The 9,891-nt window shown below is 62.3% G+C and carries 13 protein-coding genes and 2 pseudogenes; 7 read left to right on the forward strand and 8 right to left on the reverse strand.

The genetic code is table 11. The features are described 5' to 3' along the window. Nucleotides 1–165: 165 nt before the first annotated feature. The 8 genes from L810_RS06155 to L810_RS06185 form a co-directional block, all read right to left on the reverse strand. Nucleotides 166–723 carry a recombinase family protein gene (locus L810_RS06155; protein WP_004118524.1) on the reverse strand — a complete coding sequence of 186 codons (558 nt, stop codon included), beginning with the start codon at nucleotides 721–723 and terminating at the stop codon, nucleotides 166–168. Then, nucleotides 717–1,088 (reverse strand): hypothetical protein, encoded by a 372-nt coding sequence (locus L810_RS06160; RefSeq protein WP_003100853.1) that lies wholly within the window; start codon nucleotides 1,086–1,088, stop codon nucleotides 717–719. Before L810_RS06160 ends, L810_RS06155 begins: the two co-directional genes overlap by 7 nt. Continuing rightward, nucleotides 1,085–1,585, reverse strand: coding sequence for a hypothetical protein (locus L810_RS06165; protein WP_003100856.1), 501 nt, complete (start codon nucleotides 1,583–1,585; stop codon nucleotides 1,085–1,087). The genes L810_RS06160 and L810_RS06165 overlap by 4 nt, the downstream gene beginning before the upstream one ends. Next, a complete protein-coding gene (locus L810_RS06170) occupies nucleotides 1,582–1,908 on the reverse strand; it encodes a hypothetical protein (RefSeq protein ID WP_003100858.1) in 327 nt (108 codons plus the stop codon). Before L810_RS06170 ends, L810_RS06165 begins: the two co-directional genes overlap by 4 nt. A 254-nt stretch (nucleotides 1,909–2,162) precedes the next feature. Then, nucleotides 2,163–2,519: a cupin domain-containing protein gene (locus L810_RS44730; RefSeq protein ID WP_003465043.1), complete on the reverse strand. Its 357-nt coding sequence runs from the start codon at nucleotides 2,517–2,519 to the stop codon at nucleotides 2,163–2,165. A gap of 47 nt (nucleotides 2,520–2,566) precedes the next feature. Continuing rightward, a complete protein-coding gene (locus L810_RS48355; RefSeq protein WP_003154411.1) occupies nucleotides 2,567–2,740 on the reverse strand; it encodes a hypothetical protein in 174 nt (57 codons plus the stop codon). 15 nt (nucleotides 2,741–2,755) lie between these two features. Then, on the reverse strand, nucleotides 2,756–3,142 hold the full coding sequence (locus L810_RS06180; protein ID WP_003100872.1) for a HepT-like ribonuclease domain-containing protein: 387 nt from the start codon (nucleotides 3,140–3,142) through the stop codon (nucleotides 2,756–2,758). Further along, on the reverse strand, nucleotides 3,139–3,429 hold the full coding sequence (locus tag L810_RS06185) for a nucleotidyltransferase family protein (RefSeq protein ID WP_001247892.1): 291 nt from the start codon (nucleotides 3,427–3,429) through the stop codon (nucleotides 3,139–3,141). The genes L810_RS06180 and L810_RS06185 overlap by 4 nt, the downstream gene beginning before the upstream one ends. A gap of 209 nt (nucleotides 3,430–3,638) precedes the next feature. On the opposite strand from L810_RS06185, the gene L810_RS06190 reads away from it, so the two are divergent. The 7 genes and pseudogenes from L810_RS06190 to L810_RS06220 all read left to right on the forward strand — a co-directional run. Continuing rightward, on the forward strand, nucleotides 3,639–5,357 hold the full coding sequence (locus tag L810_RS06190) for a Mu transposase C-terminal domain-containing protein (RefSeq protein ID WP_011518541.1): 1,719 nt from the start codon (nucleotides 3,639–3,641) through the stop codon (nucleotides 5,355–5,357). A 2-nt stretch (nucleotides 5,358–5,359) separates the two neighbouring features. Then, entirely contained in the window at nucleotides 5,360–6,268 is a 909-nt protein-coding gene (locus L810_RS06195; protein ID WP_009687862.1) for a TniB family NTP-binding protein, read from the forward strand. Next, nucleotides 6,265–6,783, forward strand: a pseudogene (locus L810_RS06200) (TniQ family protein); the annotation flags it as partial. The gene L810_RS06195 and the pseudogene L810_RS06200, both read left to right, overlap by 4 nt. Nucleotides 6,784–6,866: 83 nt before the next feature. Next, a complete protein-coding gene (istA, locus tag L810_RS06205; protein WP_011875632.1) occupies nucleotides 6,867–7,889 on the forward strand; it encodes an IS21 family transposase in 1,023 nt (340 codons plus the stop codon). After that, the gene (istB, locus tag L810_RS06210; RefSeq protein ID WP_006397377.1) at nucleotides 7,886–8,671 is read left to right on the forward strand and encodes an IS21-like element helper ATPase IstB; all 786 of its coding nucleotides are present in this window, start codon (nucleotides 7,886–7,888) and stop codon (nucleotides 8,669–8,671) included. The genes istA and istB overlap by 4 nt, the downstream gene beginning before the upstream one ends. A 76-nt stretch (nucleotides 8,672–8,747) precedes the next feature. Beyond that, nucleotides 8,748–9,452: pseudogene (locus L810_RS06215) on the forward strand (TniQ family protein); the annotation flags it as partial. Between the two features lie 60 nt (nucleotides 9,453–9,512). Continuing rightward, the coding region (locus L810_RS06220) for a recombinase family protein (RefSeq protein ID WP_042973482.1) at nucleotides 9,513–9,891 on the forward strand (379 nt) is incomplete at its 3' end.

The following is a 9,891-nucleotide window of genomic DNA, read 5'->3' on the forward strand; positions in this document are numbered from 1 at the left end:
CCGGCGGCATTGAGCGCTGCCGTCATGATCGTAACCCATGAAACCAGGGGCGCCCCATGTCACTATCTCGCCGTCAATTCCTGCTGACGTCCGCTGCCGCCGCCTCGGCCGTGCTAACCGGATGCGCAGAATGGGGTCGTCTCAGAAAACGGAAAATAAAGCACGCTAAGCGTGCGTGGAGGCTGGCACCCAGCGGTACAGCGTCGGAATGGACACGCCGAGGTTCTTGGCCACGTCCTTGGGCGGCACCCCGCTGGCCAGCAGCTTCTTGGCCGACTCGATCTTGCTGTCGGTCATCTTCGGCTTGCGGCCGCCTTTGCGGCCGAGCTGCTTGGCGACTTCCAGCCCGGCGCGGGTGCGCTCGACGGTCAGCTCGCGCTCCATTTCGGCAAGGCTCGCCATGACGTGGAAGAAGAACCGCCCGGATGGTGTGCCGGTGTCGATGGAGTCGGTGAGGCTCCTGAACTGGACACCGTGCTTGTGCAGCTCGCCGACCAGATCGACCAGTTGCTTGACCGACCGGCCCAGCCGGTCGAGCTTCCAGACGACCAAAGTATCGCCTTCGCGCAGCATTTCGAGCGTCTTGGCCAAGCCAGGCCGGTCTGCCCGCGTGCCACTCACCTTGTCCTCGAAGACCTTTTTACATCCGGCCTTGCTCAAGGCTTCGCGTTGCAGCTCCAGGTTCTGATCCTGCGTCGAGACGCGCGCATAGCCAATCAACATGGCTTGTCTCGCGCCCGGTCGATGCGTTCCTGCATCGCCTGCATCACTTCTTCGTGGGTGTACGATCTGGCGTTGGCGTCGGTGGCTTGCCGCAGGGCTTCCTCAACCTCGCGCGTCATCCGCTCGTAATCCTCCGGCCACAGCGCTTGCTCCATGCGCAGCGACGCCTGACCCAGCAGGTGCAGCAGGCTGAACAGCCGCATGTCGTTGGTGGCGACGATGCGCTCCCGAATCTGCTCCTGAATAGCTTCGCTAGCCCGATGCGCTTGTGGTGTGGCAGTCCCCTCGTAGTCAGCGGGGAATTCCGCTTCCTCGGCAATCCTTGCCCAGGCGCTGGCCAGCGCCTCGATGGTTGACGTGCTCATTTCCGCCGCTCCTGTGCTCTTTGGCGAATCAACCGGCCAAGGGGCCTCGACGCGAAAACCAGCAGCATCACGCCTATCGGATACCAGGTCGAGAAGACCACCAAGGCATCGAAGGCTGGCCGTCCGGTGTTGGTAGGCAGTACGGCGGTCACAGCCATCAACCCGCCGACCGTCCAGATGATGCGCCACACGTAGGGCATCACGCGGGGCACGTAGCCGTCATCGAAAGCGGTCTGGTAGTAGCGGCGCAGGCCGCGCTCGGCAAGCGCCTGGCGCTGCCGCTCCGACAGCGCATCCGTCCGGCCATACCAGCGCCGGAATGGTGGACAGCGCAGCAGCAAAGGGGTGAAGAGGATCATCACCGCCACGATCGCGACACCCCACGCCATGACGGCGCCGGCATCGGGCCGCTTGGCGTTCTCGATCACGGGCGCGAAGACGCCCGGAGCACCGATCATCCAGAACAGCGCAATGTGCTGATGGAAGGAGAGCTTCATTTGCTCATCCACTTGCGCAGCAGGCGCTTTTTCAGGGAGGCGCGTTCTTGCGGGTTGCGTCCCTTGTGATTGGCGATGCGATCCGCCGTGGCGGCCTGGCGCTTGACGGGCCAGTAGGAGCGGCCATCCTTGCCCATCGACCAGACGCTGCTGGCCTGGTTTTCCAGCAGGGGCAGATGGGCGCTCAGGGCTTCGGGCGACGCGCTGGTCAGCGCCGTGCGCTCACGGGTGCGCCAGCGCTGATGCCAGAGCTTCTTGTCCTCGCGCTCGCTGCCGCAGGTCGTGTGCCCGACGATGGGTGTTTTGCGGCGGCTGCGGCTCATAACGTAGTGGTCTCCAAGAACATTCAGGACTGATCCCAGGCGTCGATGGTCAAGACCTGATCGGCAGGACAGGCGGCTACGCGGTCGGGAACTGGATGGTGTTCAGTCTCATGCCGACCCCATTCGATTGATCGCGTCGCTTGCGGCACGCTGCGACGCAAGGAGGTTTGCGACCTGGTTTAGCAGCCGTGTCCGCTGCATGTCTGTTACCTATCTCCCCGACCGCTCATTGGACCAACTCCAGAGATTGGGCTCTATCGCTCAGCCAATACGAAACCGGCATTGGCTGATGCCACAACCGAGACGAACACAAATGGCTCGGTACCTGTATTTCGCGCCCCGTGCACTTGGCCCGGTCTTGCCACGGCTATCTCACCTTCCCTGAGGGCACGAACAATCCCATTGCCCTGAAAGTAATCAGCCATTCCCGACAAAACAGTCCACGTGTCTTGGCCGTGAGGATGAATGTGAGCCGCAATTTCCTGCCCGGGATGGACATGCCAAACCACGATAATTGAGTCTCGGGTTTCAAGCACAACGGAACGAATAGGCTCGCCTTCGGACGGCTGAACATACTCGGCTACAGAAAATATTCTCGATTCAACAGTCATCGGAGATCCCTCTTTCACAGTGCCCCCAGACAGGCTGGATATGAGTTCTAACTCGAATTTGAACGGGAGGCTGGTCGTGCGGTCGTGCAGTTGCCGATGAGCGTGTCGGCTGCTGCCTCCTTGCCCACCAGCGAACTCACGTCCGTTGCGGCCATCCAGAAGGTCTTGCCCGAGCGCGGCTCATAGGTCGCGGGATCGAACACGCCAGAGGGGCCGAACATCGGCGGCTTGATTGGTCATGGCTCCATGCCTTTGTCGTTACGGTCTTCATCGTCGGCATCCTGACGCACGGCGGGCAATTGCTGGAGCAACGCCGGCAGCCATTCCTGTACCGTCTCCCACACCACATCGAGGTTGATGTCGAAATAGCCGTGAGCCATGCGATTACGCATATTGCGCATGCTGCGCCACGGCACGTCGGCATGCGCCTGGGTGAACTCGACGTAGCCATCCATCACCTTTGTGGCCGCCTCGCCGATGACGATCAGGCTCATGATGACGGCCTGCTGGGTGCGCTTGTCGGCCAAGAAGTCGTCCTTGGCCATCCCTTCCACGAAGCTGCGCGCATCGGTTGCGGCCTGCTGAATGTGGTCGAGGTAATCGGGCAGGCGGTTCTCGCTCATATCGGTTGCGCCTCCGCGAGCACCTTGGCCCGGAACTTCGGCGGCAGGTCGCCGGGAGTCAGCAGATCGACGTCAACGCCGAGCAGCGATTTCAGTTCTTCTTCCAAATCGCCCAAGTCCAACAACGTGGCACCGGGCAGCGCATCGACCAACAGGTCGAGGTCGCTGCCATCCCGGTCGGTGCCATGCAGCACCGAGCCGAAGACGCGCGGGTTCGCGGCGCGAAAGCGGCCTACCGCTTCACGCACTGCGCTTCGCTTCATGTCAAGCACAACAGACGGTCGCATGGGCATCCTTTCTTATCGAAACTCGTTGAGATGATATGCAATCAAGAATAGAATTTCAAGAACTATTTTCGAGAATCGCAATGCCTTGATTCCCGTGCCGCGCCTGTCATTTTCAGAAGACGACTGCACCATTCAGCGCGGTTTGAAGCCTCTTGTGCATACGGCTCCTGACAGCCAGATATCAGGACTCCTCTGCACGAAACTCGTCTATGCTCAATACTCGTGTGCACCAAAGCGAGATGAGCATGGCGACCGATACCGCACCGATTACCGAGCACGGCGTGGCCACCCTGCCAGAACAGGCATGGGAGCGTGCGCGTCGTCGCGCGGAGATCATTGGGCCGTTGGCGCAGTCGGAGACGGTTGGGCATGAAGCGGCCGACGCGGCAGCCCAGGCATTGGGGCTGTCCCGGCGGCAGGTCTACGTCCTGATCCGCCGTGCCCGGCTAGGATCGGGGCTGGTCACTGACTTGGCTCTTGGGCAGTCGAGCGGTGGCAAAGGTAAAGGCCGCTTGCCGGAGTCGGTCGAACGAATCATCCGCGAGTTACTGCAAAAGCGCTTCCTGACCAAGCAGAAGCGTAGCTTGGCGGCGTTCCACCGCGAAGTTGTGCGGGCGTGCAAGCTGCAAAAGCTGCGGGTGCCGGCGCGCAACACGGTGGCTCTGCGGATCGCCGGCCTCGATCCGCGCGAGGTCACTCACCGCCGGGAAGGACAAGATGCCGCCCGCGACCTGCAAGGTGTTGGTGGTGTTCCGCCACCCGTCTCCGCGCCGCTGGAGCAGGTGCAGATCGACCACACAGTCATCGACCTGATCGTGGTGGACGAGCGCGACCGGCAACCGATTGGCCGTCCATACCTGACCCTCGCCATCGACGTATTCACCCGCTGCGTGGTTGGCATGGTCGTTACGCTGGAAGCCCCGTCCGCCGTCTCGGTCGGCTTGTGCTTGGTGCATGCCGCCTGCGACAAGCGCCCTTGGTTGGAAGGGTTGAACGTAGAGATGGATTGGCCGATGAGCGGCAAGCCCAGACTGCTCTACTTGGACAACGCGGCTGAGTTCAAGAGCGAGGCGCTGCGCCGTGGCTGCGAGCAGCATGGCATCCGGTTGGACTATCGCCCGCTTGGGCAGCCGCACTACGGCGGTATCGTGGAACGGATCATCGGCACGGCGATGCAGATGATCCACGACGAATTGCCGGGGACGACCTTCTCCAATCCTGACCAGCGCGGGGAATACGCCTCCGAGAAGATGGCCGCCCTGACACTGCGCGAGCTGGAGCGCTGGCTCACATTGGCGGTCGGCACCTATCACGGCTCCGTGCACAACGGCCTGCTCCAACCGCCGGCCGCGCGCTGGGCCGAAGCTATCACGCGGACCGGCGTGCCAACCGTCATCACTCGCGCTACGGCTTTTCTGGTCGATTTTCTGCCCATCATCCGCCGCACGCTGACCCGCACCGGCTTCGTCATCGACCACATCCACTACTACGCCGATGCGCTCAAGCCGTGGATAGCTCGGCGGGACCGCTTGCCTGCGTTCCTGATCCGGCGCGACCCGCGCGACATCAGCCGCATATGGGTGCTGGAACCAGAGGGGCAGCACTACCTGGAAATTCCCTACCGTACCTTGTCGCACCCGGCTGTCACCCTCTGGGAACAACGACAGGCGCTGGCGAAATTGCGGCAGCAAGGGCGCGAACAGGTGGATGAGTCGGCGTTGTTCCGCATGATCGGCCAGATGCGCGAAATCGTTACCACCGCGCAGAAGGCTACGCGCAAGGCGCGGCGCGACGCGGATCGACGCCAGCATCTCAAGGCAACGGCAACGCCTGTCAAAACCACGCCACCACCGGGCGCTGACATGGATGGGCAGCAGGCAGACAACCAGCCGCCGGCCAAACCGTTCGACCAGATTGAGGAGTGGTAGCCGTGGAAGAATATCCCATCATCGACTTGTCCCACCTGCTGCCGGCGGCCCAGGGCTTGGCCCGTCTCCCGGCGGACGAACGCATCCATCGCCTTCGCGCCGACCGCTGGATCGGCTATCCGCGAGCAGTCGAGGCGCTGAACCGGCTGGAAATCCTGTATACGTGGCCAAACAAGCAACGCATGCCCAACCTGCTGCTGGTCGGCCCGACCAACAACGGCAAGTCGATGATCGTCGAGAAGTTCCGGCGCACGCATCCGGCCAGAGCCGACGCCGACCAGGAGCACATTCCGGTACTGGTCGTGCAGATGCCATCCGAACCGTCGGTAATCCGCTTCTACGTCGCGCTGCTCGCGGCGATGGGTGCGCCATTGCGACCGCGCCCACGGCTGCCAGAAATGGAACAACTGGCGCTGGCACTGCTGCGCAAGGTCGGCGTGCGCATGCTGGTGATCGACGAGTTGCACAACGTCCTGGCCGGTAACAGCGTCAATCGCCGGGAATTCCTCAATCTCCTGCGCTTCCTCGGCAATGAACTGCGCATCCCACTGGTCGGGGTCGGCACGCGCGACGCCTACCTGGCCATCCGCTCCGATGACCAGTTGGAAAATCGCTTCGAGCCGATGATGCTGCCGGTATGGGAGGCCAATCACGATTGCTGCTCACTGCTGGCCAGTTTCGCCGCTTCGCTTCCACTGCGGCGACCCTCGTCGATTGCCACGCTGGACATGGCCCGCTACCTGCTCACACGCAGCGAGGGCACCATCGGCGAACTGGCGCACTTGCTGATGGCGGCGGCCATCGTCGCCGTGGAGAGCGGCGAGGAAGCGATCAACCATCGCACGCTGAGCATGGCCGATTACACCGGTCCCAGCGAGCGGCGGCGGCAATTCGAGCGGGAACTGATGTGAAGCCAGCGCCACGCTGGCCACTGCATCCGGCCCCCAGAGAAGGCGAAGCCTTGTCTTCGTGGCTCAACCGCGTGGCCCTTTGCTATCACATGGAGGTGTCCGAGCTGCTGGAGCACGATCTTGGTCACGCTCAGGTTGATGACCTGGATACCGCGCCACCACTGGCGCTGTTGGCGATGCTCTCCCAGCGGAGCGGCATCGAGCCGGACCGGCTGCGTTGCATGAGTTTCGCCGGCTGGGTGCCTTGGCTACTGGACAGCCTTGATGATCAGATTCCAGACGCATTGGAAACCTATGCGTTCCAGCTCTCGGTGCTGCTGCCGAAACTCCGCCGTAGGACGCGATCCATCACGAGCTGGCGTGCCTGGCTGCCCAGCCAGCCGATACATCGCGCCTGTCCTCTCTGTCTGAACGACCCGGCAAACCAAGCCGTACTGCTTGCATGGAAGCTGCCCCTGATGCTGAGCTGCCCGCTGCATGGCTGCTGGCTGGAATCCTATTGGGGCGTGCCTGGGTGTCAGCGCCGAAGTAATACTGACCCCTGGCGCCGAGGTAAAACTGACCCCCTGGGCGATGATGGCGGCTTTTGGCCGCCAAGATGTTGACCCAGGAGCAATCATTGGAGATTCGAGTACTGGCCCGTCAGGGCCACGGCATCAAGGCGATCGCGCGAGAGTTGGGCGTGTCGCGCAACACAGTCAGGCGATACCTGCGCGGTGAGGCGACGCCTCCCAGCTACGGCCCGAGGGCTGCGCGGCCACGCAAGCTGGACCCGTACACGCAGTACCTGCGAGATCGCATCGAGGCGGCCCATCCGCACTGGATTCCGGCGACGGTTCTTCTGCGCGAGATCCGTGAACACGGTTACACGGGCGGCATTAGTCAGTTGAAGGCGTTTCTGGCGCCGTTGAAGGTTCGTCCCGCCGAGCCTGTGGTGCGGTTCGAGACCCCACCCGGCAAGCAGATGCAGGCCGACTTCACGACGATACGGCGAGGCCGCCATCCGCTGAAGGCCTTCGTCGCCACGCTGGGCTACAGCCGCGCCACCTTCGTGCTATTTTCCGAGAGAGAAGACAGCCCGGCTTGGCTACGCGGCTTACGTGAAGCATTTGTTTATTTCGGCGGCGTGCCCGAAGAGGTTCTTTTCGACAACGCCGGTACGGTCGTCACCGAACGCGATGCATACGGCCAGGGTCAACATCGCTGGCACCCAGCACTTGCCTCGTTGGCCGATGAGTTTGGCTTTCGTCCCAGGCTGTGTCGACCCTATCGAGCCAGAACCAAGGGCAAGGTCGAACGGTTCAACGGCTATCTGAAGAGCAGCTTCGTCACCCCGTTGGCTGCGACGCTGAAGACGGCCGGCCTGCTCCTCGATGTCGATACGGCCAATGCCCATATCGGCCGCTGGTTGGCAGAGGTGGCGCAGCAACGCATCCACGGCACGACGGGTGAGAAGCCCGAAGTGCGCCTTGCTCACGAGCGACATAGTTTGATGAGCCTGCCCAGGGCGTTCGCTACGCCGCCGGCCGTTACCGTAAAAACTGCAGATATGGTGATTCCGCACGAGAGCCTGCAGCACCCGCTGTCGGTGTACGGCGCCTTACTGGAGCATGCCGCATGAACCTGCAGCACGCACGCATCGCCGAGCTCTGCATCCAGCTCAAGCTCGAGCGCATCGCGGCCGACTGGGCCCACCTCGCACAGCAAAGCGCCGACGAGCAAGCAAGTTTCGCCGATTTCCTGGAGAAGATCCTGAGCGGCGAACACCAGGCAAAACTGGAGCGCAGCCGCTCGACCTTACTGAAGATGGCAACGCTGCCAGCAGTCAAGACGCTGGAGCAATACGACTTCGCCTTCGCCAGCGGCGCACCCCGCGCGCAGATCCAGGAACTGGCCAACCTGGCATTCATCGACCGTGCCGAGAACATCGTCTTGCTCGGACCCTCCGGCGTGGGCAAGAGCCACGTGGCAATTGCCCTGGCATATCGCGCCACCATGGCTGGCGTGAAGACCCGCTTCATCAGTGCCGCCGATCTCATCCTGCAGCTGAACGCGGCACATCGGCAAGGACAGCTCAAGCAGTACTTCAATCGAGCCGTGCTTGGCCCACGTCTGCTCGTCATCGACGAGATCGGCTACCTGCCCTTCGGGCGCGATGAAGCAAATCTGTTCTTCCAGGTGGTCGCCAAGCGCTACGAGCGAGGCAGCATCATCTTGACCAGCAACCTGCCCTTCCCTCAATGGGCCAGCGCCTTCGCCGACGACCAGACGCTCACGGCAGCCATGCTCGACCGCCTTCTGCATCACGCTCACATCGTGCAGATCAGTGGCGAAAGCTATCGGCTCAAGGACAAGCGCAAAGCCGGCAACAGCCCGGCTCGGGCTCGGACTGCTGCCCAATAACCCTTCAACCCCAGGGGGTCAAATTTACTTCGGCGCGAGCGCCGACAAAGGGGTCAGTTTTCAACCGGCGTTGACACCTGGGCGGTTTCTCGGCTGGGAGAACGCCGACACTGCGTCGCGCACCGCCAGCGACGCGATTGCAGTGATGGACCGGCGTACCTGGCAGGCACTGACGACCGGCCATGTGGAACTGCCGTGCCGACGCATCCACGCTGGATTGTGGTTTCGACTGCTACGCACGCTGCTCGATGAGCTGAACACCCCGCTTTCGGCGTGCGGAACCTACGCGGGGTATCTCCGCCAAGTCTGGCAAGGCTGCGGGCATCCGCTGCGTGCTGGGCAAAGTCTGTGGCGACCGTATGAAACCCTGAACCCGGCAATACGGTTGCAGATGCTGGAGGCGGCGGCAACGGCAATCAGCTTGATCGAGGTGAGGGATATCAGCCCGCCAGGCGAGCATGCAAAGCTGTTCTGGTCCGAGCTCCAAACCGGGTTCACCAGTGGTCTGCCGGCGAAACCGCCGAAGCCCGAACCCGTCAATCATTGGCAACGGGCGGTCCAAGCTATCAGTGAGGCGATCATTGAAGCCCGGCACGACCCCGAGACGGCACGCTCGCTGTTCGCGTTGGCTTCCTATGGTCGGCGCGATCCCGCTTCCCTGGAACAGTTGCGCGCCACCTTTGCAAAGGAAGGCATTCCCCCGGAATTTCTGTCACATTACGAGGCTGATGGACCCTTTGCATGTCTTAGACAGAATGACGGGTTAAGTGACAAATTTTGACGACCAGAACTTTCCGGTGCACACTGTCACATAATCGAACGTATATGTGACAGGTGAAACATGCTGATTGGCTACATGCGGGTATCGAAGGCGGATGGCTCCCAAGCCACCGACTTGCAGCGCGACGCGCTGATTGCTAACGGCGTCGATCCGGCCCATCTCTATGAGGATCAGGCGTCCGGCAAGCGCGAGGACCGACCCGGCCTGGTGTCTTGCCTGAAAGCGCTGCGGCCCGGCGACACGCTGGTGGTGTGGAAACTGGATCGCCTCGGGCGCGACCTGCGCCACCTGATCAACACCGTGCACGACATGACCGGCCGTGGCATCGGTCTGAAAGTGTTGACTGGGCACGGCGCAGCCATTGACACCACGACGGCCGCCGGCAAGTTGGTCTTTGGCATCTTCGCCGCGTTGGCCGTAAGCACTCGATCAGCACCGT

Origin of the sequence: Burkholderia sp. AU4i, from assembly GCF_000466765.1 — a bacterium.
GTDB lineage: Bacteria > Pseudomonadota > Gammaproteobacteria > Burkholderiales > Burkholderiaceae > Burkholderia > Burkholderia cepacia.

Coding starts and splice junctions, on each gene's coding strand:
- istB (WP_006397377.1), top strand. CDS start 7,886: ATGAACCTGCAGCACGCACGCATCGCCGAGCTCTGCATCCAGCTCAAG.
- L810_RS06165 (WP_003100856.1), bottom strand. CDS start 1,585: ATGAAGCTCTCCTTCCATCAGCACATTGCGCTGTTCTGGATGATCGGT.
- L810_RS06185 (WP_001247892.1), bottom strand. CDS start 3,429: ATGCGACCGTCTGTTGTGCTTGACATGAAGCGAAGCGCAGTGCGTGAA.
- L810_RS06170 (WP_003100858.1), bottom strand. CDS start 1,908: ATGAGCCGCAGCCGCCGCAAAACACCCATCGTCGGGCACACGACCTGC.
- L810_RS06155 (WP_004118524.1), bottom strand. CDS start 723: ATGTTGATTGGCTATGCGCGCGTCTCGACGCAGGATCAGAACCTGGAG.
- L810_RS06160 (WP_003100853.1), bottom strand. CDS start 1,088: ATGAGCACGTCAACCATCGAGGCGCTGGCCAGCGCCTGGGCAAGGATT.
- L810_RS06180 (WP_003100872.1), bottom strand. CDS start 3,142: ATGAGCGAGAACCGCCTGCCCGATTACCTCGACCACATTCAGCAGGCC.
- istA (WP_011875632.1), top strand. CDS start 6,867: ATGTTGACCCAGGAGCAATCATTGGAGATTCGAGTACTGGCCCGTCAG.
- L810_RS44730 (WP_003465043.1), bottom strand. CDS start 2,519: ATGACTGTTGAATCGAGAATATTTTCTGTAGCCGAGTATGTTCAGCCG.
- L810_RS06190 (WP_011518541.1), top strand. CDS start 3,639: ATGCTCAATACTCGTGTGCACCAAAGCGAGATGAGCATGGCGACCGAT.
- L810_RS48355 (WP_003154411.1), bottom strand. CDS start 2,740: ATGTTCGGCCCCTCTGGCGTGTTCGATCCCGCGACCTATGAGCCGCGC.